Source organism: Natronolimnohabitans sp. A-GB9, from assembly GCF_030848565.1.
Lineage (GTDB): Archaea > Halobacteriota > Halobacteria > Halobacteriales > Natrialbaceae > Natronolimnohabitans.
Genome location: NZ_JAVDDV010000028.1, coordinates 1 through 22,698 on the forward strand (window position 1 = coordinate 1; position 22,698 = coordinate 22,698).

Sequence of the window (22,698 nt, forward strand, 5' to 3'; positions counted from 1 at the left end):
CTCTGGTGCTTGCTTACTCTCGGTGAACTCGGCTGCAATCGGGATCTTTTGCCCGGTCGAGACGATCGTGCAACCGTAGCCGTAGTAGTACTCGTCGTCAGTTGGATCGTAGCACTTCGACGCGTCTTGATCGGCGGGCATCGCCCTCACGTCGGTCGAATCGATACAGTAGGTCAAGTCGAGCAGGCCGCGCCGGGCGGCCTGCTCGACGAGTCGGTCAAAGACTTCGTCAACGACGTGTTCGAGGTCGGTGAGAAAGCGATCGACCGCGTCTCTCGACGGCGGTCGATCGAACCCACAGCTGAGCCAAACGACCGTGTTTCGAAGCTCTCGCTCAACGGGACGAATGCCGTAGATGTCGTGGTAGTAGCAATGGAGGAAGCCACGCATCAGCTCTGGTGGTTCGTGATCTCGTGTTCGCCCCGTCTCCGCCGGGGCGAACACGTCGAACTCTTCGAGAAACTCGAAGGAGAGATGCTCAAACAAAGCTAGCGTCTCGGTTTCCGCGACATTGAAGAACGACTCTACCGAAGGATCATCTTGCAGGGTCGCTGAACTCATCCACCTCAGCGTTCACCCTGCTCTTTGGTGTGCTACTCGTTCTATGACATCCTCTCTAATAATTAAATTAATATAAATATATTTAGTAATAGCTATCTTTACTCGATTCTATATTTTTATTAGCTTCTGATAGACTTCGTCAGCTATACGTTGGCGGTCCAATATACGTATCACCAATTATGGATGTAATGCGCGTTGTATCGAGTCTTTATCCGGAAAAGATGGGTGGGATCGGCTTGCACGCTCATCATCTGTCGAGATTACAGGCCGAAGATGGCCACAATATTACCGTCTATACGTCAGATAACGGCGACTCATCGCTTCCTCGACGAGAGACGCGTGACGGATACGAAGTGAAGCGCTATCGGCAGATTGCACGGCCGATGAACAACTCGATTACACCCGGTATCGTTCCGGATCTCGTTCAAGAGGCGAAGGATTACGACGTCGTCCACATTCACTCCCACCTCTATTTCTCGAGTCTCGTGGCTGCGATAGCCTCGACGCTGCGGCGCAAGCCGATCGTCCTGACGAACCACGGCCTCATTTCACAGAGCGTCCCCAAGTGGCTCCAGCTCACGTATCTCCCGACAGTCGGGCGAGTCGCGTTCGAAGCCGCGGACCGAATTCTGTGCTATCACGAACGCGATCGCAACGAACTCCTCGATCGAGGAATTCGGACCGACATAGAAGTGATCCACAACGGGATCGACTGCGAGCAGTTTGCACCGCAGGCGACTGATGGCGGCGTTTCGTCACCGTATATCGTTTTCGTCGGCCGATTACAGCCCGGGAAAGGCGCTCACTATCTGATTGATGCGTTCTCCCGTATTGCTGGTTCGCATCCGGATCAACGACTCGTGATCGTGGGTGACGGACCACGGCGCGACGAACTCGAGCAACTCGCTCGCAAGAAGGGCGTTGCCGAACGCGTCGAGTTCATGGGCGAGGTGCCGAACGACGAGTTACCGGCGATTGTAGGCGATGCAGACGTCTTCGCACTGCCGAGTCTCGCCGAGGGATTGCCGCGAACGGTGTTGGAGGCTCTCGCCTGTGAAACGCCGGTTATCGCAACGGATCTCGAGCAGCTTCGGCCGCTCGTCGACGGTGTGGGACGACTGATCCCGCCGGAATCACCGCCTGAACTCGCCGACGCGCTCGACGAACTCCTCGAGATGGATCCCGAGCGAAGAATAGAGATGGGTATGGAAGGACGAGAGCGAATATTAGACGATTACTCGTGGCGAGATACGGTCGAACAAACGACTGCAGTCTACACCGATATACTAGAGCAACCGTCGTAATCGTGCTCTCACTGTCGCTGATTCGCCTGTGAGAACGGTCCTAAAACTGTTCTGTCCGAAAAACGAGCAGCAGTTCAATCGTAGACCTGGATCTCGCTGTCCTTGTTGACCTGCATATCGAAGAGCATGGCGAACATCACGAACATGCTGCCCATCGTGAACAGGATCATACTCGCCGAGCCACGCACGAAGAGCGCCTGATCGAAGGCGACCGCCGTGTAAATCGCCCACAGCCCACCGAGAATACCTATCCCAGCGGTACCAGCTCCGAACAGGTAGAACAACGCCAGCGGATGGAAGTCCAGCGCGAGGTACTTCACCTTCAGGCGCCAGAAGAAGTTCCGCAGCAACATCCCCGACACCTTCCGGATGTACGTCGTGTAGTCGATCGATGACTCTTCGTCGCCGTAGACGGCCGGCATCGCGACGTCGGCCACGCGCATCCCCTTGGCGTTGAGTTTCACGAGGATGTCGTTACAGTAGCCGTAGTACTCGTACATGTTCTCGATCCCGACGTTCTCGAGTGCGTACCGGGAAATCGCGGTATACCCGTTCTGCGGGTCCATCGTCTTCCAGTAGCCGGAGGCAATCTTCGTCAGGAAGGTCAGGATCGAGTTGCCAAAGAAGCGGAATGCCGGCATCTCCGAGCGGAACTCCTTGTACAGTAGCCGGTTGCCCTTCGCGTAGTCGGCCTTGTCCTCGACGATCGGGTCCATCAGTCGCGGCAGCTGCGAGAGGTCCATCTGGCCGTCGCCGTCGACGGTCGGCACGATGTCGACTTTGTCCTCAAGGGCGGCCAGATACCCCGTCTTGATCGCGCCGCCGGCACCGAGGTTCTCGCGGTGCTGGATCGGGACGACACGGCCAATAGAGTCCTCGACGATCGCTCGCTGCTCGAGCATCGTCTGACCACCGTCGGCCATTGCCTCTGGCGCTGTCTTCGCACCACTGTCGTCGAGTTCACCTGTGTACTCGAGTTCGGTGCCGTCGGCATCCTCGCGAGCAGCGTCGTGGATTTCCTCCCACGTGCCGTCTGTCGAACAGTCGTCGATCAGGTACATCCGATCGACGTAATCGGGCATCTCGCGGATCACGTCGCCGACGAACCCTTCCTCGTTGTACGCAGGAATGACGACTCCAACGCTATGTTCACGATACATTACAGTTTCCGATATGTGAACTCGTTCTCGAGTGCATCCTCTTCAAACGTTCCATCGACGTCGACCAGAACGGGATCGCGGGCCATCTCGTAGTACAGGTCGCTGAAGTTCAGCCCGTGGAACTGGCTGTGTGGCGTCCCGACGATGAGCCCGTCGAAGTCGGTGACGTCTAACTCCTCCTGGACGTCGATTCCGAACTCCTCGCGCATCTGGTCGTCGTCGGCGTGTGGATCGAACCCGACGACGTCGATATCGTACTCTTTGAGCGTCTCGATCACACCATCGATCGCCGAGGTTCGAATGTCGTCGACGTCCGGTTTGTACGTCAGACCGAGGACGAGCACGCGGCTGTTCGAGAGTACCTTCTCGCTTTCGTTGAGCGCCTTGATCGTCTGTTTCGCGACGTGTTCGGGAACGTACTCGTTTACCTCTCGAGCCTTCTGGATCAGTTCCGGACTGAATCCCTGCTGTTCGGTCTCGTAGATCAGATAAAACGGATCCACCGGAATACAGTGGCCGCCAACCAGACCGGGTCGATAGTCGTGGAAGTTCCACTTCGTTCCGGCAGCCTCGAGGACGGCCTCCGTATCCAGTCCAAGGTGATCACACGCGACAGCCAACTCGTTGACGAGCGCGATGTTCAGATCCCGCTGCGTATTTTCGACGCACTTCGCTGCTTCCGCAGTCTCGATCGTTGGCGCACGGTGAACCCCGGCGTCGACGATCGACTCGTACAGCGAGGCAACCTCCGCTAGCGTCTCGTCAGTGAGTCCACTGACGATTTTGACGACGTTCCGGAGGCCGTGTTCGTCGTCACCCGGCACCATTCGCTCGGGCGAATAGCCAACGCCGAACTCGTCGCCTGCCTCGAGGCCGGACGTCTCTTCGATCGCGGGAACGAACACCTCGCGTGTCGCACCCGGATAGACGGTCGACTCGAGAATCGCCGTCGTCCCCGGTTCGATGTGCTCGCCGACCGTCTGTCCTGCGCTTTCGACGAGTCCCAGGTCGGGTTTCTCGAGGTCGTCGACGGGTGTCGGTACCGCGACGATCACGTACTCGGCTTCCTCGATTGCGGCCGCGTCCGTCGTGAACTCGACGTCACTGTCGGCGATGTTCGCATCACCGACGTCACCCGTCGGATCGATTCCTGTCTCGAGGGAGTCGACTTTCTCGGGATCGACGTCGTACCCCCAGACCTGATGGCCTTCCGCGTCGAGTTCGTACGCGAGTGGGAGGCCGACGTACCCGAGGCCGACGACACAGATTTGGACCGATTCTACGTCTGATACCGTACTACTGTATATTTGATCACTCATAGCTGATTGGACGTCGCTCTCCTGGACTGATCACGTTCCAGTGTCGTCCGACGAACGACCGCCGTGAAACGGAGGCAAATCGACAGTGAGGGGAACACGAACGCAGCGTGACCGAAACCGAATTGATATCGGGAATGACGTCGCTGGTAACAACTTTCGTTCCTGCTGCGTATCGGCCATCACTACCATAATTCCGGCAAATCGATCGTTCGTCGAAACGATCAGTCCTGTTATCGAGCGTATATCTCAGTCGGAAAAGAGTATAGATGGGAGATATATAAATCCAGTGGATACTATCTCAATAGTTAATTCTATAATGTATCTGTTCGCTCCGACAGTCGTTCGGTATCTCGATCAAAGAAATTATACTATCTACATGATACCTTCGAGATAAGATGCAGCCATCAGAGGGGTCGACAACCACGACCCATCCAGTGATAACAGCCTTGAGAAACAGTGACTGTGCGTTTTGTGAGGATGGAAAACTGACAGAGGAGATGTACAAGGGCAATACGGCAGTCGTTTGTGATAACTGCGGGACGCCAGGTGCACAGATCTGGTAGGAAAGAGTGAAATAGCGATACCGCACGCCGTCACTGTTCGGTAATCAGGTGCATTTCAGGAGAATCGAAGTCCGTATTGTGTACTGAGCAGAGACGATACCGGTGCGGACTCGGGTCCGATATTACGACTGAAGGACGAGCGGCTCGTACCACTCTCGGTTCGCCTTATACCAGTCGATGAACTGAGAGACGCCCTCACGAATCGTCGTCGTTGGCTCGTAGCCGACCAGTTCGCTGGCCTTCGAGACATCGGAGTGGGTGTGTTGGGCGTCGCCCGTCGGCTGTTCGGCGAACTCGAGTTCGAGCGATGGGTCGATCTCATCGCGGATCGTTTCCGCGAGCGTGAGGATGTCGATGTTCCCCGTCGAGCCCACGTTCAGGATCTCGCCGTCTGCGCTGTCGTCGGTCATCAGGGTTCGGTTCATCGCGACGACGTCGTCGATGTACGTGAAGTCCCGCGTCTGGGAGCCATCACCGTAGACGACGGGCGGCTTTCCGCTGAGACATCGCGAGACGAAGTTCGAAATCGCCATGTTGGGTCGCATCCGCGGCCCGTAGACGGTGAAGTATCGCAGCGAGACCGTCGGGAGCCCGTACACTTCGTTGTAGACACGAGCGTACTGTTCGCCGGCGAGTTTCGAGACGCCGTAAGGACTGACGGGCGTCGTCGGATGCTCCTCGTCGTAGGGGAGATACTCGGGTTTGCCGTACACGGATGACGAACTCGCAAGGACGACGCGTTCGATGTCCGTGTCGCGTGCTGCATCCAGCACGTTCAGCGTCCCATCGACGTTGATGTCGTTGGGTTTGCGCGGATCGTCGACGCTCGTTCGAACGCCCGCCTGGGCGGCCTGGTGATAAACGACATCGACGTCGTCTACCAACTGCTCGACAAGCTCGGGATCCCGAACGTCGCCCTCGACGAACTCGTAACCCCCGTCGTTCGGTTCGGGGACGTCGGACTCGTCGTACTCGAGTGTCTCGTCGTCTCCGTCCGCCGTCGACGTCGCACTGTCGGTCCGGTTATCTGCCGCTGCGGCCTGACGACCGATTTCGATGTTCTGCTGTTTGATTCCGGTATCGTAGTACGGATCGAGATTGTCCAGTACCGTGACGTCGTGACCTTCGCGCGCAAAAGACTCTGCGAGGTGGCCGCCGATGAAACCGGCACCTCCCGTAACGAGAATGTCCATCGATGTAATGAGTTCCCTAGAGTGATCAAAAATCTGTTGGTTCACCAGAGAAGTCTTTATAACTAACTTGAGACGATTCGAACCGCCACTGAATTATCGACGTCCCGCCAGCATGTCTCGAAACTCGAGTGCCGAAACGGCGGTCGACGCCACTAGTGAACGGGAATTACAGGCCGCTATCAGTCGGACGCTGCTTCGGCGACGGCTTCGGCTTCCCCTTGCAGCCTTCGTTCGGCTTCGTCACGATCCTCGGGATAGCCGACGTCGATGCGCCAGCCGTCGAGGGCGATCGCGTCGATGGTTCGCCCCGACTGAATGAGCAGATCGATCGCGTCACTGATCTCGTACTCGCCGCGGTCGGAGGGCTGGACGAGATGACAGGCGTGGAAGATCGCCGGGCTAAACGTGTAGAACCCGGTCATCACGAGATTCGACGGCGGATCGTCGGGCTTTTCGATCACGTCGGTAATCTCGCCGTACTTGTTGGTGTCACAGACACCGTATCGGGAAGCTTCATCCCACGGCACTTCCTCGACGAGGAACGCGGCGTCGGCTCGATCCTCCTGCTGACGGCGAACGACGTCCTCCAAATTAGCGTTGAAGATGTTGTCACCGAGAATCAGCATGAAGTCGTCGTCGATGTGCTCCTCGACGCTCAACAGTGCGTGAGCCAGTCCTTTCTGTTCGCGCTGGTGGGTGTAGGTGATCGGGACGCCGCGGTACTCGTCGCCGTAGTGGTCGATGATCACTTCTTTCAGATAGCCGACAACGACGACGAGCTCGTCTGCACCGAGATCGATGAGCTGGTCGAAACAGTGAGTCAAGATCGGCTGGTCGTCGACCTCGACCATTCCTTTCGGTTTGTCTTCGGTCAACGGCCGGAGCCGAGTCCCTTCGCCAGCTGCGAGAACGACAGCTTTCATTGATAATAGATGACGAGTTGTCGCACAAGAAGTTTCTGGTTAGTGGTACTACGGACACAGCTACCGGCCGCGCTCACAATAAGAGAAACCGTATCGCACGTCTCGAGGACACGCCACGGCCGGAAGTGTGGCTCGAGCACTGCGAGAGCCACACGACCCGGGGAAGGGCAGGCGGTCGACCCCTGGCGGACTGAAAGGGCGAGGCGGGCTCGCGCTGGAAGAGCGTCGCTGCGGCGGCCCTATCTGACCGGAGGGAAGATATCCGTCGCAGCGACCGTGAGCCCGCCGAGGGCTTTCGAAGTCGTCTCCAAAGCAGTACGACCTCGAAACTCGAGCAGCGTCACAAGCGAATCCAGAGAAAGAAAACGCGAGATCACGATACAGAACTTCCTACCAGCCCTGACTCCCTCGAGCCACTAATCACTCTTCAGAAGCCTCGAGGTCGGCCCCACAGACGCGACAGAGATCGGGTTGCCACGGAACAGTTCGTTTGACAGGTTGCTCTGTCCCACACGCGTCACAGTACCGTGTTTCCTCGTCAGCCGTGCCCTGCATATGAGGGCGACTCGGTCAAGAACCGATGAAAGTTTCGACATCCATACTATTGTATGATTGTCATTTAGAGCGCAATACGCGATGACTGGCTATCGACAACAGCAGATCCGGCTACAAAACAGCGTAGTCGACAGAAACGTCGCTCATTTGACGGTGACGCTTTTCGCCAGGTTCCGTGGTTTGTCGATCGACCGATCCAGCCGATTGGCGATCCAGTAGGCCACCAGCTGCAACTGAATGTTCGCGAGAATAGGAGTAAACCGCGGCCCACTCGAGGGAACCTCGAGGACGTGATCGGCGTACGCCGAGACCTGGTCGGGGATGTCGGTGACGGCGACGATGGGGGCGTCGCGGGCTTCGACTTCTTTGACGTTGCCCAGGGTTTTCGAGACGTCGTCACCCTCGGTGACGAGTGCGAAGACGGGCGTAGAATCAGTCACCAGTGCCAGGGGCCCGTGTTTCAGTTCGCCGGCGGCAAACCCTTCGGCGTGGTTGTACGTGATCTCTTTCATCTTCAGGGCGCCCTCGAGGGCGACGGGGGCGTTGTACCCGCGGCCGATGAAGAAGTAGGCGTCGGCGTCCTCGTAGGCGGCGGCGACTTCGCGGGCGGTGGACTCGTCTAACACCTGCTGGATCTGGTCGGGGAGGGCACGCAGTTGCTGTGCAAACTCCTGTGACCCGCGTCCCGAGACCACACTCGAGAGCATCGCCAGCGCGACCTGCTGGCTGACGAAGGTCTTCGTTGCGGCGACGCCGATCTCGGGGCCGGCCCGGATGTACATGACGTGGTCACACTCCCGGGCGGCCGAGCTGCCGACGACGTTCGTCAGGGCGAGTGTCGTCGCGCCGGCGCGGTTGGCTGCTCGCAACGCGCTCATGGTGTCTGCGGTCTCGCCGCTTTGGGTGACGCCGACGACCAGCGACCCCTCAGGCAGCGGGACGGCGTCGACGTCGTACTCGCTTGCGAGAAACGACTGTGCGGGGACGCCCCGCTCGCGCAACAGGCGTGCGCCGTACAACGCGGCGTGATAGGAGGTGCCACAGGCGACGAACTGGACGGGGCCCTCGACCTCGAGATCGGCCAACTCCGCGACGTCGATCGACCCCTCGAGTTCGGTGACGCGCTCGCGGAGACATTTTCGGATCGCCGTCGGCTGTTCGTGGATCTCCTTTAACATGTAGTGGTCGTAGCCGGATTTGCCGGCGTCTTCGGGATCCCAGTCGACGGTCTCGACGGCCGTCTCGACGATGGCCCCCTGGTCGTCGGTGACGACGATCCCCGAGGGGTTGACGCGGGCGAACTGGCCGTCCTCGAGGTAGACGACGCGATCGGTGAACTCGATGAACGCGGGGACGTCGCTGGCGAGGTAGTGGCCGTCCTCGCCGATGCCGAGTACCAGCGGTGACTCGTTGCGGGCGGCGTACACTGTCTCGCTGCCGTTGAAGACGGTCGCGACGGCGTAACTGCCCTCGAGGCGCTGGACCGCCTGCCGGAACGCCGTCTCGCGGTCGGCCCCCGAATCCAGCGCCGACCGGATCAGGTGTGGCACGACTTCGGTGTCGGTGTCGCTCGTAAACGTATAGCCGTCGGCCTCGAGTTCGCGACGCAGCGCCTGGTAGTTCTCGATGATGCCGTTGTGGACGACCGCCACCCGGCCGTCGTCGTCCGTGTGGGGGTGGGCGTTGGCGTCGGTCGGCGGCCCGTGGGTGCTCCAGCGGGTGTGGCCGATGCCGGCCAGTCCGTCGAGGTCGCTGTCGGGCACCGCGTTCTCGAGGGCCGACACCTCGCCTTCGCGTTTGTAGACTTCGAGCGAGGAGTTCGCGACGGCGACGCCCGCGGAGTCGTAGCCGCGGTACTCGAGTCCCGAGAGCCCGGTCATGAGGACGTCGAGGACGTCCCCGGTACCGGAGCCGGTGTAGCCGATGATCCCACACATCAGGGACGCACCTCCGTTCCGGCGGCGAGGGTGCCACGGACGGTCGCCCCGGTCGAGACGGTTGCACTCGAGCCGACAACGGCCCCTGGCACGTACGTACAGCCGCCCTGGTCCTCGACGCGGTCGCCGAGGACGGCACCCAGCGACTCGTCTTCGAAGACGCGGTCACCGACGCGGACGTCGCCGGGGCCGCCGGGGATCGTCGTCCCGTTGCCGACCGTGACGCCGACGCCGGTCACGCAGTCGACGACGGTCGCCGACGCCCCGATCCGGGTATCGGCGTCGACGACGCTGCGTTCGACGACGGCGTTCGAGCCGACGGTGACGTTCTCGCCCAGACAGGCGTAGGGGCCGACGACGGCGCCCGCGCCGATCTCGCAGTCGGGGGCGATCGCGACCGGTTCGCGGACGACGGCCGACTCGTGGACCGTCGCGGTGTCGGCGACGCCGTCGCGGTCGGGGTCGACGATGCCCGCATCGAACAGTTCGACGGAGACGTCGAGTAAGTCCCACGGGTAGGTCGCGTCGACCCACAGCCCTTCGGAGACGACGCCGTGGACGTCCGCGTCGGACTCGAGGAGGGCCGTGATCCCGTCGGTCAGCGACTGCTCGCCGGCGCGTGGCTTGGCGCGACGGATCGCGTCGAAGATCGCCGGCTCGAAGGCGTAGACGCCCGCGTTGAGCCGATAACAGCGGTCGTCCTGTGGGTTCTCGACGATCTCGGTGACGGTGTCGTCCTCGAGGATGACCCCGCCGTAGGAGCCGACGTCGCTCCGGGCGAGCACGCCAAGCGTCGCGGCGGCCGACTCGTCGTGGGCCGCGAGCACGTCGCCGATGACCGTACTCGAGACGATCTGGTCGCCGTTGACGACGAGCGTCGTCCCCTCGACTGCCTCCTCGGCGGCCAACAGCGCGTGGCCGCTGCCGAGCTGGCGGTCCTGGGTGACGTAGGTGATCGGGACGTTCTCGTAGGTCGGCCCGAAGTGGGCCTGGACGCGGTTGCGCTCGTAGCCGACGACGACGACTAACTCCGTCACGCCGGCCTCGAGAAGACGATCGAAGACGTGCTCCAGAATCGGTGTCGTCGCGGCCGGCAACAACGGCTTCGGCCGGTTGTGCGTCAGCGGCCGGAGCCGTGCTCCCTCGCCGCCCGCGAGGACGACTGCAGTAACAGATTCCATGTGACAACACCTGAACTGGTTCCCTCTTATGAGTATTGGTTTGAAAAATCTCGAGACGCGACTGGTATGGATATCGAAAGAAGGGCGATCGACTACCGGACGACGCCCAACTCCCGGGTCGCCGCAGCCGATATCGTAATCGTCGTCTCACCGAACTCGACGCCGCCACCGGCGACCGAATTCAACAGCTCCGCCAGCGCCTCGAGATACGCCCGATTCCGTCGTTCCCGAATCGTCAGCGTGGCCTTCCCGTCGTGTTCGATCGCTCGATTTTCTAGATACGCGTACGCGAACGTCTCGCGGGTCTCGGCGGGTGCGTCCTCGAGATACGACGGCAGCGAGAGCTGTTGGTCGGCCTTCGGCCCGACGGGGGCTCCCAAGACGGCGAGCACCCGTCCGAGGACGGTTCCGTCGGCGGTCGGCCGCAGTTCGTCGGCCCGGCCCTCGCGCTCGAGAACGCGATAGTCGACGGCGGCCAGCTCGCAGGCGTCGACGACGTGACTGTCGTCGCCGCGATGATTGAGCGCGAAGGTCGGTGCGTAGTTGCGCTCGGCGATCGAGCCACCCGAAAAGACGTTCGCGACGAGGGCGTTCAGGCCGGCGAACGCGGGATCGTCGAAGCCACACTCGAGCCAGCCATACTCGCGGGCGGTGTCGATCGCCCGGACAGGGTCGGGGACGCTGTCGCCGTCGATCCACGGCCGGAGGCGACTGCGGGGCAGGTCCAGCGCCGAGGCAGCCGCACTCGAGCCGACGTCGTGTCGACTCGCATAGCTGACGGCGCGGCGATACTGCTCGACGATCGCCCAGGCGTCGGCGTGGTACCCGGAATCGTAGGTGCGCGCGAGAGCGCGTTCAGTGACGAGCGAGTCGGTCATGTTCGGTTGTTGAGACGGAACATATATGAGAGTTGTCGAATGTCGGTTTCAGATCTGATAGTCGCGGCAAATAACCGTTCAAGGCCTCGCTGGATCGGTTCTGCGGCTGGCTAATTATCACGATTGAAACCGTTGTATTCCTACCAGACTATCATTACCCCATATGTTTATACGAGATAACCAGACTCGATCCCGATAGCATCCGAACGCGGCGCGAAGAAGGCTGGCGTGGGATTGGGACGAACCCCCAGTCCCCTGAATGCAGGTCGGTGGTTTTCGGCCCCCGACCATAAGCCTTCCCGCCGCTGGTGGGTGCGTGATCGACAATGGACGCAGACCTAACGAAATACAGAGACAAGCTGATTGGAAGTGAAGACGAACGAGCAGTGTCACCTGTCATAGGTGTCATCTTGATGGTAGCCATAACCGTCATTCTCGCGGCTGTCATCGCTGCCTTCGTGCTGGATATGGGTGACGAGATGGGAGATTCGGCACCAACCGCCGGTACTGATATCAGCACTAATTCTGATTGGGGTACGGATGATGATGCTGAAGAACAACTTGCCTTCCTGAGCCATCAAAGCGGCGACGCGATTGACCGGAACGAGGCTCTAATTAACGTCCGCGATGAAAACGGCCAATTGCTGGCGGACTTTGACGGGGGCGACATTGACGACAGTGGCGACTACTCTGAGAACGAGATTGGCGTTGAAATGGATGGTGACTTCGACGGTGGAACGACGATTACCGTAATTGCTGGCGAAGAAAGTGATATTCTTGAGACCGAGAGCGAGAAACTGAACGGCGAGCTAGATAGTGAGGACGTCACGGTGCAGCTGATCCACACGCCAACGGACACGACCGTTGCTGACCACACGGTATCCGTTCCTGACACGAACCTTGAGGACGAGACAGAGGGATAGGCGGCGGTAGCTATACAACCGTTCTCCTATTTTTCGTCGCGTAGTGAGCTGCGTCGACTCGAGCGTTCCGTCCGACCACCCGACCATCACGCTCGAGTCCGTCCTATAGGCACCCGCGATCGTCACGTTCTGTGTTGACGATCTTGTCACCATAATCTATTTGTATGAGTTTACCCCGAAGTCTCGACAGCCGGCACAGCGTGAGCCCGTGAGATCATCTCGTTGTTGTTGACGACTCGGCGAAGTTCTTCGTAGGGATTGCGTCCCTGCTGGCGCCATGTCGCCAGCAGGGACAAGATCGTCTCATGAACGAACATACCTCGATCGTTACGGAGTGTCCCAATGATTTTCCGGAGAACGACTGGTTCACGAAGTGCGTTCTCAGCTGCGTTGTTCGTCGGGGAGACCGCTGGCTCACCGACGAAGGTGAGCCAGTGGTCGATCCCTCCTTCGATCTTCCCGAGTAGTGTTGCCACTGTCTCGTCGGTTACTGACCGCTCAACGAGTGATCTAAGCCCGTTTTGGCATGAGCGGTGCATTTGTGCTCTCTCACGAAGACTCGGGTCGGTCTCCAGCCACGACTGGAGACCGACGAACATCTGCTTGAGATACCGATAAACGGGCTCTGCCTCCTCGTGGTCACTAGCAACGTCTTCAGCTTCTCGGAGAAGATGTGCCCAGCACCGCTGAAGGTTACTGCTGAACGCTGGATACGCCGTCCACCCATCGCAGATGACCGTTCCCGCGAAGTCCTCGCCGAGGACTTCCGCGGGAACATCACTTCCACGACTCTCTCTGGCGGCGTATAGCGTGTGCTCGCTCGTCCGAAATGTCCAGATCCACGCTTGCTCACCCTCGCGTTTGATACCAGTTTCGTCAACGTGAACGATCTCTGCTTGCTGAATCTGTCTTCGAATCTGTTCGTATTCGCAGCGACCGGCGCGCGCAGCGCGCTCGGTCGCGTGCCACGCGGACGCGCCAGAGAGTTCCAACCCGTGCAGTTGCTCGAAGCGATCAGCGATTTTCCGGTAGGGGAGGCGGTGATCGTACCGGGAAAGTGCTGCTTGAGAGATGACGTTCACCCCGAACTGCCCCTCATCGGGGCAGTCGGGGTGTGTAGCAACGGTTTCTGTTCCACAAGAGTCGCACTGGTAGCAGTGGCGGTTGTACTGGGTGACTTCTGGGGGCTGCGGATCAGGGATCTCCTCGACGAGCCGGGGGCTGGCGCCCACCGACTCGTCGAAGTGTTCGCCACACTCGGGACAGCAGTCACGGGTGACTTCGATTTCTTCGTCGGGATCAGCTGTTACACGCCACTCTGGATCATGACCGTTCTTCCGTCCAAGAGTGCCGCCGTCGGTTCGAACATTCTCGTCTTCGTCGTCCTGCGAGGTCGGGGACTCGGAGTGGTCTGCGAAAGCGTTGACCCCTTTGGAAGCGTATCTTTCTCGATGAACAAGAGTCAGCGTGGTTTGTTGGTGCGACATCTGTCTGAGGAAGAACTTGATCAAGCAATTGAATCGGCTCAGGAGGCGGACGAGACCCGTCTCGTCCGGCGACTGTGTTACATCAAGAACCTCTATTTGGGAGATACCCGCGAGCAAGCAGGTCGACGCGTCGGGATCTCCCGATCCACGACGCGTCGGTGGGCACTGGCGTGGAATGATGATGGCGTAGAGGGTCTCCGCCCACGCTTCGGCGGCGCCCGGCCGCCGAAGCTCACCACCCAACAGTGGGACGAAGTCTGTGAGATTCTTGAAGAAGGCCAGCCATGGACTCCTAAGCAGATTCACGCACTTATCGAAGACCGATACAACGTCACGTACCACCCGTCCCATCTTAGCCGAAAGCTTCGAGATGCCGGCATGAAATACGCCAAACCGCGGCCGATGGATCCACGACGGCCCGACGATGCTGAAGAGATTCTCGTCGAGCGCCTTGATCAGGCGCTCGGCGAGGATCCCAAGAAGCCAGACAAAGAAGACGATCCGGTCGTGTTCGGATTCTTTCGATGAAGCGTGGCCCCAACCGTTCGACAATTCTCAGCGAATGTGGTCGTTTGATCGGACAGTGACAATCGAGAAACCGCTGGTAACGTTTCCTAGACGGTCGATTGGGTTCTACGCACTCACTGGACAGAGCGTGATCACGTTCAAAGAACGGTTGGTCAAAGAGACGATCGTTGAGGCACTCGAAGAGATTCGCGAGCAGAACCCGGTTGGGCGGATTCTGCTCGTAGCCGATAACTACGGGTCTCATCACGCGAATCTCACCCAACAACGGGCCGACGAACTCGACATCGAGTTCGTCTTCATCCCGCCGTATTCACCGACGTTGAACGCCATCGAACCGCTGTGGAAGGATCTGAAACGCGAGATCTCGCCAGAGATCTTCGCGGATCGAGACCACTTCAAAGCGTTCCTCACCGAGACATTTCTCCGCTTGAGCCATCGACTGAGTTTCGCTAGTGATTGGATTGAAACGTTCCTTCCAGATGTTCAGAGGTTGCGCTGATCACTCTCAGTCCCCGACCGTCGCTTACTGGGCGGTGTATGCGGATTTTCGTATTTACGAAGACGTGTTTCAAGTTCTTCTATCCGCTCGTCCTTCTGGTCAAGTTGCTCTTGCAACTGATCGATTTTCTTGTCCTTCCGCTTGTTTTCTTGCTCAAGTTCTCCGATTCGCTGCTCAAGCTGAAGCAACCGAGAAAGGAGCTCTTCTTTGGTGAAGTCGTCTGCGTTCACAGACTCCACCAACCAGTTATGACAGCAGAAGCAACGGGATGGGCTCCGCTGCGGAGCCCATCCCTGAGAGTCGTATCCGATGTCTGCTGCCTGCTCATATCGCGTCCGTTGAACGCTTCCTACGAGACAGTACCGAAATCAGCTCGGGCTAAACACATACATCTATTTTATCGAGACCGCTGGCGCGGTCGAAACCCAATCCGGTCGATGCGGCGGTGATCGACGGCCGCAGCTATTAGCGCTCGTCTCGCTGAAAGCACTGACATTCGCCATGCTCTATGGGCTCCATCGACTGGCTCCACAACAGTGGCGCATCGACGTACCGACCGGGTTGACCGGACTCGAGACGGTACTGTCACTGTAGAACGAGTGGGTCTCGGTCGACGGCACACCGCTGATATAGAAAGGCAACACAGTGAGGTGTGACACAGGTGCGGATGTGGTGAGAGGCCGGATGGACCGCCGGCCCGGTCGCCTGGACGTGGCGACCGTATTCCCCGCACTCGAGGACCTACACTCGAGTGCGTTCGCACCAACCCACGGAACCGTAAAGAAGAATGCGGAACTTCCGATCGGCCGAAACCACTCACGGCTCTTCGACGTCGACCCAGAGGTGGACGCTGTACTCGGTGTCGTCCATCGACGGCTCGTCGGGAACCTCACCGTCGGGGAACAGCAGCCACACCAGCCGGACGTCCTCGCCGGTCAGCGTCGGCTCGAGGTCGTGGGTGTGGTGCCACGTCTCGTTGTGGGCCAGCTGTGTCTCGAAGCGCTCGAGTTCGCGTTGCTCCTCGACGGTGACGTCGGAGACGTTCGCGGTCGCGTTCTCCTCGATGGCGCTTTGATTGCCGCCCTCGACTGAGACCGCTTGCTCGAGGGCGACGACGGTGTAGTCGACGGACTCGTGTTCGTGGTTGTCCACGCCCACCACGACCGGCTGGCTCTCACCGACCGTGAACTCGGTGGGGTAGTCGTCGGCGACGAGGTCGCCGTCGTCGTCCTCGGTCAGCACGTAGACGGCCGAGAACTGCTCGCCGTCGGGAGGGACCATGACCGCGTAGCCGACGCTGCCGACCGCGAGGACGATCGACAACACCAACACGACGTTCAAGACGGCGTCGGCCCGGGTATCGGGCTCGAGCAGCTCCGACTGCCCGGCGGCGTACCACGACCGGTAGGGGACCCGAAAGCGCTCCTCGGCGGGCAGCGCCCGGCGGCGGACGACGGCGACGGCAGCCGCCACGACGGTAAAGGCGCTGACGGCGACCATGATCGGCACGAGGCGGATCCCCCACGGGGTGAAGTTAAGCACCAGCCCGAGCAGCGGCGTGATCGCGATACTCAGCCCGAAGGAAAGCGCGACGCGTTCGATCCCGTCGATGCCGGACCGATCGCCCGCAAGCGCCCCGGTGAGGGTCCCGCCCGTCTCCGTCCCCCCATCGGTAGCCTCGGCCGTGGCCTCGGCGTCGGCCGTCGACGCGTCGGTGGCCGCCGCCGGCGACGTGCCGGCTTCGGGAAACAGCGCCGCGATGAAGGCGTAGCCGGGAACGAAGAGGACGAAGGCCAGTCCAAGCGGGATGCGAAGCGGCGTCTCGCGAACGACGGGTGCGAGGACGGCGACGTTCGTCAGGGCGACGAACACGAAAACGGCGGCGAGATCCGCCGGCATCGTCCGCACTGGCCGCGGCAACATCGCCACCAATGTTCGCGAGTCGACCATTCGGCAGTACGTAGCCACGACGATAATAAAAACGAACCGGTAACTCGATCCGGCGGCGGACACCCCTCGAGGCTGTGAGACGGGATGACTACTCCGTCCCGCGACCGGTGAGCGTCTCGATCTCGAGTTCGTACCAGTGGACGTCGGCGGGATCGCTCTCCCGGCGGGCGGTCACGTCGGTGTAGGCCGCCCGGGTAAAGAAGATCGCAGCCGCCTGCTCGGCCACGTCGTCGCTCGAGAGTTCGACCAGCGATCCGGTCGCGATGACGCTTTGCCACGCCGCGTCGGCGTCGTACTCGTAGGCCGTCAGCGTCACGGTATCGGCTGTCTCGAGGAACTGTACTTTCTTGCTCGACGGTTCGACGACGAGGTGAATGATACAACGTTCGGTCGCCGGATCGTAGCCATACGAGACGGGAACGCCGTACGCGTCGTCGTCGTTTGCAAGCGACAACACGCCGTGGCCACGGGTGGCAAAGAACTTCTCGGCCATCCGCGTCGAGATACTCGCTCCGATATCGCCCATGCCCCGACTAGACCCTCCCCCCATTAGTGATTTCCGATTGATAAATACAGTTCGGAATTAAACAAGATCCAGTGGAGCTGAACCAACCTCTCGAATAGTTGGTTTTTCCATACACTCGAGCGAGGAAAGCCGTCGCTACTCGGCTGTGGGCGCGTCGACCTCGGACTCGAGGCCACACAGCGTGCGAGCCTGCTCGAGAGTCGCCTCGGCGTCCCCGCTCGTGGCCCCCTCGGGACCGAACGTGACACGCTCGTACTGTTCGGTCACGGCCCGAAGCGAGTCGACGTCCGCGCCGGCTGTGTCCCGATACCGGTGATAGAACTCCCAGTGGGTGAGCGTCTCGGCGTTTTCGACGTGGTCCTCGAGTGTCCCACGTACAGCGGCGTAACTCGACTGGATGGCGGCGTCGGACGCCCCCTGCGAGAGCTGGTCGGCCGCCTGCGACAGACGCGAACGGGCGACGTCGGGACTGCGGTCGTCGGTCGTCGCCACCGGGTCGTCGCGACGGACCACCGACGAACCGTCGTCGGTGGCGCGCTCACCGCGGGAGCGATACCAGTACCCGACCGCCGCGAGGCCGCCGACGGCGACGACGCCGAGGGCGGGCCAGAGCCACGCTGGGAGGCCGCCGGTACCGCCGGGGGCGGCGACCGTCACCGCCGCCTCCGTCCGCGCGAGGTTCGTTCCCTCGTCGTCGTAGACGGCGACGAACTGGAGGTCGTCGGCGGCCACCTCCTCCGGCAGCGAGGCCGTCCCATCGAACACACCAGCCGTTCCGGTCGTCAGCGTCTCGAGTTCGGTTCCGTCGGCCTGAATTCGGATCGGTTGGTCCTCGATGCCGTCGCCATCGACCGTCAGCGAGCCGTTGACGGCGACCTCGTCGTCGCCGGTCCGGGCCGCGTCGAACGTGAGGTCGGGGTCGGTTTCGGTGACGGTCAGCGACGTCGTCGTCTCGGTCGACTCGAGTGCGCGGTCGTCGAACGCGAGTGCGACGTCTAGCTCGTGGTCGCCGGCCGGGACGTCCGCTGGAACTGTCGCGGTCGCCCCGGTCGTCGAAAGCGGCGTCCCGTCGATCGTGGCGACCAGCGGGACGTCCGTGTCGATCGTCGTCCCGTCGACCGACAGCGTCGACTCGAGAGTGATCGACTCGTTGTAGGCCGCCGACTCCGGCTCGACTGCCGACACCGACAGCGCCGGCTCGACCGGCTCGATCGAGACCGGCACCGAGGTCTCGCTACCGAAATAGACCGAGTCCGACGCCGGCAGATAGCTGACGGTCACCGACTCGGCGTCGGCCGGGACGAAGACGGGGCGATACTCGAACTCGAAGGCACCGTTCTCGTCCGTCTCGACGTGTAGCTCCTGTTGGCCGACCTCGAGGCGGATCTCCTCGTTGGCGATCGCCTCGCCGTCGGCAGTCTGGAGCGAGCCGCTGCCGACCAGCGGGTCGGCGGCCGAGATCGACCCGTCGGCCGTCGTCACCGTCAGCTCGGTCCCGACGAACTCCGCCTCGCGGATGGTCGACTGTTCGGACTGGATGCTCTCGTTTGTCTCTTCGATGGAGCTGTTGGCCGCCGAGAGATCGATCTCGGGGTCCTCGCTGATCGTCTCGAAGTGCTCCTGGACGTGCTGGCTCGCGTCGCCGATCTCCTCGGCCAGCGCCTCGAGTTCCCGGGCGAGCTCGAGGGCCCGTTCGTCGTCGCCGGCCTCGCGTGCGGCCTCGTACTCCGCTTTGAGTTCGTTGTACTCCTCGACCGCGTCGATCAGCCGCTCCTGTTCGCGCTGGGCCTCCTCGTAGGCGTTCGACTCCGACTCGTCGTCATCGTCGTCGACGTCGTCGGCGACCTCGACGTACTGATCGAAGCGCTCGCGGTACTCCTCGTCGACGTGGTCACGGGCGAGGTCGTACTCGCCGTCGCTGAGTTCGTAGGAACTCTCCTCGAGGCGATCCGAGAGCCACCCGGAGAGCCAGCGTTCGGTCTCGTCGCCGTCGCCGTCGTCGTCGTACGCGTCGGGATCACGGTGGCGGACCGTCTCGTTGGTCTCGGCGTCGTCGCCCTGTGCCGCCAGGGACCCAGCCGCCGCTCCGGTGTCGGCGGGGCTTCCCGCGGCGACGCCGCCGACCGACGCCGATGCCACTGGGAGACAGAGCAGTAGCGTTACGAGGAGGATCGTCCGACCGGCGACGGAAGTCACGATCAGTGACTTTGCGGTCGACCATGAAAAGCTGTTCTTTTGACACCGGAGTCGGGAGGCCCCGCCATCGTTTCGGCGGCGTGACGGGACGTGCGAATCAGTACCTTCAACACGGTACCCCCGCATCGATCGAATATGATCCCCACGCGCCGGCTCTGGGCAGTGATTGCGCTCGTGGGACTGCTCGCAGTACTCGGGACAGTACTCGCTGCCCCCCTGTTGGTCGCCGGGGCCGGGCTGATCGGCGCGTGGGTCGTGACACAGCAGTATCGGTTCTGGCGCAGGCTCGAGGCGACCGTCGACACGTTGGAGATCGACCAGTCGGTCGCCAGAGCCGGCGTCCACACCGACGAGACGACGCCAGTGACGCTGACGGCGGCCCGAGACGACGCCTCGCTCGCCCTCGAGATCGAGATCGAGGGTGGCGTCCCGACGGCGGCGACACTCGAGGAGCCGGTGGCGCTCTCGCTCGAACCCGGCACGGACCGTGCCGAACTGACACGGTCCGTCTCCTGGCCGATCGCGGGCGACCATCGCTTCGACGAGCCGACCGTGACGGCCGAAAACGGCCTGCTTCGCGAGGAGTTCTCGCTTGGCCCGGCGCCGACGGTCACCGTCGATCCCCGCAGTCCGCGATCGATTCACGTCGGCAAGGCCGGCGACCGAACCGCGGCGGTCTACGGCGAACACGACGCCGGCCGCCTCGGGACGGGCCTCGAGCCGACGGAGCTACGCGAGTACGTCCCCGGCGATAGAGCCGACCGGATCGACTGGAACGCCACCGCGCGACTGGACACGCCCTACGTCCGGGAACGCGAGTCCGAGACCGACCGCCAGACGCTGTTGCTCGTCGACCACCGCGCCACGTTGGCAGCCGGCCACGACGGCGAGACGAAACTCGACTACCTCCGCGAGGTCGCCCTCGCGATCACCGCTACTGCGCGACGACTCGGCGATCCGGTCGGCCTGCTGACCGTCGACGACGACGGGCTCACGTCCGTCCTCGAGCCCGCGACGACGCCGACGGCGTACGATCGGGTTCGGCGGCGACTGTTCGACCTCGAGCCGTCAGCGACCGACCACGACACACCGACGAGCGGCGTCCGGGGGACACGCCGGATCGCAGCCGACGCCCGGGATCGGCTGACGGCCCTCGACGCCGCCGACGACGACACCGCGTTCGAGGCGACGCTTCAACCGTTCTACGCGACACGAGAGGGGTATCGAAAGCGCATCGAGTCCGACCCCCTCTACGGTGGTGCAACTGTCGCCACGGACCACGGCTTCAACACCGCGTGGACGGTGATCTGTACCGACGACTCACGTCCCGGAGAGCTCCGTGAGACGGTCAAACTCGCCCAGAGCAACGGAAGCACGGTCCTGGTCTTGCTCGCGCCGACCGTCCTCTATGAGTGTGACGGCCTCGCTGACGTCGACGGGGCGTACGAACGCTACCTCGAGTTCGAACGGCTGCGCCACGAACTGGATACGATGGATCGTGTCACCGCACTCGAGGTGGGGCCTCGAGACCGGCTCTCGACGCTCCTTACGGCAGGTCGAACACGACAGGGTGGTCGGGCATGACGACTGCCGTCGACCGCTCGGAGACGGCCCGCGACTGGCCGATCGTCGTCGCGCTGATGGTGCTTACCGCCCTCTGTGCGCTCGCCGCCGGGCCCATCGGCCTCCTCGCCGGCCTCGCGTCAGCCGTGGCCTGGTACGCTCTCGGGGTTCCGTACGCCATCGCAGTCGGCCACATCGTCCTCGCCCCGGTGGCCGTCGGCGGGACCGATCCCATGACGGTTCTCCTCGTCGAACTCGGATACCTTGCCGTCGTGATCGCGCCGGTCGTCGACGTCCGCGAGCCGCGTCGAACGGGTGCCGTCGCGGTGACGAGTGCCGCCGGGTTCGTCGGCGTCGGGTGGGTCGCTGCCCACCGGTTGTCGCTGTGGCTCGCCGCCGTCGTCGTCTGTCTCGCGGTCGGGCTCGTCGCCTACGGCCTCCATCGCTACGAACTCGTTCGCCTCGGGCTCGTTTCCGACGACCGATCGACCGATTCGACAGTTACCCCATCCGATCACTCATGAGCAGCCTCGACACCGACCGAACGGAGACAGAGACAGAGACGGAGACGGAGACACGCCAGTCGTCGGCGGACACGACCGCGACCGACGACGAGATCGACCCGACCGACCTCGCCGCCCAGGTCGAACTGCTGCGCGACGAGAATCGGCGGCTCCGCGAGGAGTACGTTCGCGCACGACAGTCCCGCTATCGGAACACGGCACTCGGCCTCGGCGCGATCGGCCTCGTCGCCGTGGCCGCCGGTCTCCTGTTGCCCGACGCACGCGAGGTGTTGGTCGCACTCGGCGCGACCGGCCTGTTCGGCGCGGTGTTGACGTACTATCTCACCCCGAGCCGGTTCGTCGCCGCCGAGGTCGGCGAACGTGTCTACACCGCCGGTGCGAGCAATCTGGCCGCGATCGCCGACGAGCTCGGGCTCCGCGAGCAACGCGTCTACGTCCCACGAGAGACGGCTCCCGCACGGCTGTACGTCCCCCAGCGGGCCGCCTTCGAACTCCCGGACGAAGACGCCGGACCGATCGTCGTCGACGAGGACGGTCGTGGCCTCCTCCTCGAGGCGACGGGTGCCGAGCTCTTCGCGGCGTTCCAGCGCTCGCTGACCGGCGACCTCGCGGCGACGCCGCCGGAGCTCGCGATGCAGCTGACCGACGCGCTCGTCGAACAGTTCGAACTCGTCGACAGCGCCACCGCGGACGTCGAAGCCGGCCGCGCGACGGTCGCGATCTCCGGGAGTGCGTTCGGTCCCGTCGACCGCTTCGACCACCCGATCGGCTCGTTCCTCGCGACCGGCTTCGCCGCCGGCCTCGAGCGACCGACGACGCTTACGGTGACGCCGGGCGACGATCGGGCCGACTGGCTGCTCACCTGTCGATGGGACCAGGACCAGGACTCGTCGACGGAAGACGGTGCGTGACGCCTCGAGAACGGTGA

At 62.0% G+C, this 22,698-nt stretch carries 19 protein-coding genes and 3 pseudogenes; 8 read left to right on the forward strand and 14 right to left on the reverse strand.

Going from position 1 to position 22,698, the window contains the following annotated elements:
* Positions 1-561: pseudogene (locus tag RBH26_RS19275) on the reverse strand (IS5/IS1182 family transposase); the annotation flags it as partial.
* Between the two features lie 221 nt (positions 562-782).
* Here RBH26_RS19275 and RBH26_RS19280 point away from each other — a divergent pair.
* Positions 783-1,865, forward strand: coding sequence for a glycosyltransferase family 4 protein (locus RBH26_RS19280; RefSeq protein ID WP_306760002.1), 1,083 nt, complete (start codon positions 783-785; stop codon positions 1,863-1,865).
* 74 nt (positions 1,866-1,939) lie between these two features.
* Here the strand turns inward: RBH26_RS19280 and RBH26_RS19285 are convergent, their stop codons facing one another.
* Together RBH26_RS19285 and RBH26_RS19290 are read right to left on the reverse strand one after the other, a co-directional pair.
* Positions 1,940-3,025, reverse strand: coding sequence for a glycosyltransferase family 2 protein (locus tag RBH26_RS19285; RefSeq protein WP_306760003.1), 1,086 nt, complete (start codon positions 3,023-3,025; stop codon positions 1,940-1,942).
* Positions 3,025-4,344, reverse strand: coding sequence for a nucleotide sugar dehydrogenase (locus RBH26_RS19290; protein WP_306760004.1), 1,320 nt, complete (start codon positions 4,342-4,344; stop codon positions 3,025-3,027). Before RBH26_RS19290 ends, RBH26_RS19285 begins: the two co-directional genes overlap by 1 nt.
* Positions 4,345-4,739: 395 nt before the next feature.
* On the opposite strand from RBH26_RS19290, the gene RBH26_RS19295 reads away from it, so the two are divergent.
* Positions 4,740-4,907 (forward strand): HVO_A0556 family zinc finger protein, encoded by a 168-nt coding sequence (locus RBH26_RS19295; protein ID WP_306760005.1) that lies wholly within the window; start codon positions 4,740-4,742, stop codon positions 4,905-4,907.
* Between the two features lie 122 nt (positions 4,908-5,029).
* On the opposite strand, the gene RBH26_RS19300 is transcribed toward RBH26_RS19295, so the two are convergent.
* The 6 genes from RBH26_RS19300 to RBH26_RS19325 form a co-directional block, all read right to left on the reverse strand.
* Positions 5,030-6,100, reverse strand: a complete 1,071-nt coding sequence (locus RBH26_RS19300) for an SDR family oxidoreductase (RefSeq protein ID WP_306760006.1) — start codon at positions 6,098-6,100, stop codon at positions 5,030-5,032.
* Between the two features lie 179 nt (positions 6,101-6,279).
* Complete coding sequence (gene aglF / locus RBH26_RS19305) at positions 6,280-7,023, reverse strand: UTP--glucose-1-phosphate uridylyltransferase AglF (protein WP_306760007.1); 744 nt, start codon at positions 7,021-7,023, stop codon at positions 6,280-6,282.
* 420 nt (positions 7,024-7,443) lie between these two features.
* Positions 7,444-7,578, reverse strand: coding sequence for a hypothetical protein (locus RBH26_RS19310; protein ID WP_306760008.1), 135 nt, complete (start codon positions 7,576-7,578; stop codon positions 7,444-7,446).
* Between the two features lie 143 nt (positions 7,579-7,721).
* On the reverse strand, positions 7,722-9,515 hold the full coding sequence (gene glmS / locus RBH26_RS19315) for a glutamine--fructose-6-phosphate transaminase (isomerizing) (protein ID WP_306760009.1): 1,794 nt from the start codon (positions 9,513-9,515) through the stop codon (positions 7,722-7,724).
* The gene (locus tag RBH26_RS19320) at positions 9,515-10,696 is read right to left on the reverse strand and encodes a sugar phosphate nucleotidyltransferase (protein WP_306760010.1); all 1,182 of its coding nucleotides are present in this window, start codon (positions 10,694-10,696) and stop codon (positions 9,515-9,517) included. The genes glmS and RBH26_RS19320 overlap by 1 nt, the downstream gene beginning before the upstream one ends.
* Before the next feature lie 92 nt (positions 10,697-10,788).
* Complete coding sequence (locus tag RBH26_RS19325) at positions 10,789-11,574, reverse strand: hypothetical protein (protein WP_306760011.1); 786 nt, start codon at positions 11,572-11,574, stop codon at positions 10,789-10,791.
* A gap of 326 nt (positions 11,575-11,900) precedes the next feature.
* On the opposite strand from RBH26_RS19325, the gene RBH26_RS19330 reads away from it, so the two are divergent.
* Positions 11,901-12,497, forward strand: a complete 597-nt coding sequence (locus tag RBH26_RS19330; RefSeq protein WP_306760012.1) for a type IV pilin N-terminal domain-containing protein — start codon at positions 11,901-11,903, stop codon at positions 12,495-12,497.
* Positions 12,498-12,667: 170 nt separating this feature from the next.
* Here the strand turns inward: RBH26_RS19330 and RBH26_RS19335 are convergent.
* Positions 12,668-13,900 (reverse strand): annotated as a pseudogene (locus RBH26_RS19335) (IS66 family transposase); the annotation flags it as partial.
* 48 nt (positions 13,901-13,948) lie between these two features.
* Between RBH26_RS19335 and RBH26_RS19340 the strand changes: the two are divergent.
* Positions 13,949-14,512 (forward strand): IS630 family transposase, encoded by a 564-nt coding sequence (locus tag RBH26_RS19340; protein WP_306760013.1) that lies wholly within the window; start codon positions 13,949-13,951, stop codon positions 14,510-14,512.
* Between the two features lie 34 nt (positions 14,513-14,546).
* A complete protein-coding gene (locus RBH26_RS19345) occupies positions 14,547-15,011 on the forward strand; it encodes an IS630 family transposase (protein WP_306760014.1) in 465 nt (154 codons plus the stop codon).
* A 5-nt stretch (positions 15,012-15,016) separates the two neighbouring features.
* Here the strand turns inward: RBH26_RS19345 and RBH26_RS19350 are convergent.
* The 4 genes and pseudogenes from RBH26_RS19350 to RBH26_RS19365 all read right to left on the reverse strand — a co-directional run.
* Positions 15,017-15,241: pseudogene (locus RBH26_RS19350) on the reverse strand (IS66 family transposase); the annotation flags it as partial.
* 586 nt (positions 15,242-15,827) lie between these two features.
* On the reverse strand, positions 15,828-16,961 hold the full coding sequence (locus tag RBH26_RS19355; protein ID WP_306760015.1) for a DUF1616 domain-containing protein: 1,134 nt from the start codon (positions 16,959-16,961) through the stop codon (positions 15,828-15,830).
* Positions 16,962-17,049: 88 nt separating this feature from the next.
* Complete coding sequence (locus tag RBH26_RS19360; protein ID WP_306760016.1) at positions 17,050-17,487, reverse strand: pyridoxamine 5'-phosphate oxidase family protein; 438 nt, start codon at positions 17,485-17,487, stop codon at positions 17,050-17,052.
* 135 nt (positions 17,488-17,622) lie between these two features.
* Entirely contained in the window at positions 17,623-19,683 is a 2,061-nt protein-coding gene (locus tag RBH26_RS19365; RefSeq protein ID WP_306760017.1) for a hypothetical protein, read from the reverse strand.
* 135 nt (positions 19,684-19,818) lie between these two features.
* Here RBH26_RS19365 and RBH26_RS19370 point away from each other — a divergent pair, with 135 nt between their 5' ends.
* The 3 genes from RBH26_RS19370 to RBH26_RS19380 are packed head-to-tail and all read left to right on the forward strand — an operon-like array spanning position 19,819 to position 22,681.
* Positions 19,819-21,267 (forward strand): DUF58 domain-containing protein, encoded by a 1,449-nt coding sequence (locus RBH26_RS19370; RefSeq protein ID WP_306760018.1) that lies wholly within the window; start codon positions 19,819-19,821, stop codon positions 21,265-21,267.
* Positions 21,264-21,770: a hypothetical protein gene (locus tag RBH26_RS19375; protein ID WP_306760019.1), complete on the forward strand. Its 507-nt coding sequence runs from the start codon at positions 21,264-21,266 to the stop codon at positions 21,768-21,770. The genes RBH26_RS19370 and RBH26_RS19375 overlap by 4 nt, the downstream gene beginning before the upstream one ends.
* Entirely contained in the window at positions 21,767-22,681 is a 915-nt protein-coding gene (locus RBH26_RS19380; protein WP_306760020.1) for a hypothetical protein, read from the forward strand. Before RBH26_RS19375 ends, RBH26_RS19380 begins: the two co-directional genes overlap by 4 nt.
* The last annotated feature ends 17 nt before the right edge of the window (positions 22,682-22,698 follow it).

Coding starts and splice junctions, on each gene's coding strand:
- RBH26_RS19280 (WP_306760002.1), top strand. CDS start 783: ATGGGTGGGATCGGCTTGCACGCTCATCATCTGTCGAGATTACAGGCC.
- RBH26_RS19285 (WP_306760003.1), bottom strand. CDS start 3,025: ATGTATCGTGAACATAGCGTTGGAGTCGTCATTCCTGCGTACAACGAG.
- RBH26_RS19290 (WP_306760004.1), bottom strand. CDS start 4,344: ATGAGTGATCAAATATACAGTAGTACGGTATCAGACGTAGAATCGGTC.
- RBH26_RS19295 (WP_306760005.1), top strand. CDS start 4,740: ATGCAGCCATCAGAGGGGTCGACAACCACGACCCATCCAGTGATAACA.
- RBH26_RS19300 (WP_306760006.1), bottom strand. CDS start 6,100: ATGGACATTCTCGTTACGGGAGGTGCCGGTTTCATCGGCGGCCACCTC.
- aglF (WP_306760007.1), bottom strand. CDS start 7,023: ATGAAAGCTGTCGTTCTCGCAGCTGGCGAAGGGACTCGGCTCCGGCCG.
- RBH26_RS19310 (WP_306760008.1), bottom strand. CDS start 7,578: ATGCAGGGCACGGCTGACGAGGAAACACGGTACTGTGACGCGTGTGGG.
- glmS (WP_306760009.1), bottom strand. CDS start 9,515: ATGTGTGGGATCATCGGCTACACCGGCTCCGGTACCGGGGACGTCCTC.
- RBH26_RS19320 (WP_306760010.1), bottom strand. CDS start 10,696: ATGGAATCTGTTACTGCAGTCGTCCTCGCGGGCGGCGAGGGAGCACGG.
- RBH26_RS19325 (WP_306760011.1), bottom strand. CDS start 11,574: ATGACCGACTCGCTCGTCACTGAACGCGCTCTCGCGCGCACCTACGAT.
- RBH26_RS19330 (WP_306760012.1), top strand. CDS start 11,901: ATGGACGCAGACCTAACGAAATACAGAGACAAGCTGATTGGAAGTGAA.
- RBH26_RS19340 (WP_306760013.1), top strand. CDS start 13,949: ATGAACAAGAGTCAGCGTGGTTTGTTGGTGCGACATCTGTCTGAGGAA.
- RBH26_RS19345 (WP_306760014.1), top strand. CDS start 14,547: ATGTGGTCGTTTGATCGGACAGTGACAATCGAGAAACCGCTGGTAACG.
- RBH26_RS19355 (WP_306760015.1), bottom strand. CDS start 16,961: ATGGTCGACTCGCGAACATTGGTGGCGATGTTGCCGCGGCCAGTGCGG.
- RBH26_RS19360 (WP_306760016.1), bottom strand. CDS start 17,487: ATGGGCGATATCGGAGCGAGTATCTCGACGCGGATGGCCGAGAAGTTC.
- RBH26_RS19370 (WP_306760018.1), top strand. CDS start 19,819: ATGATCCCCACGCGCCGGCTCTGGGCAGTGATTGCGCTCGTGGGACTG.
- RBH26_RS19375 (WP_306760019.1), top strand. CDS start 21,264: ATGACGACTGCCGTCGACCGCTCGGAGACGGCCCGCGACTGGCCGATC.
- RBH26_RS19380 (WP_306760020.1), top strand. CDS start 21,767: ATGAGCAGCCTCGACACCGACCGAACGGAGACAGAGACAGAGACGGAG.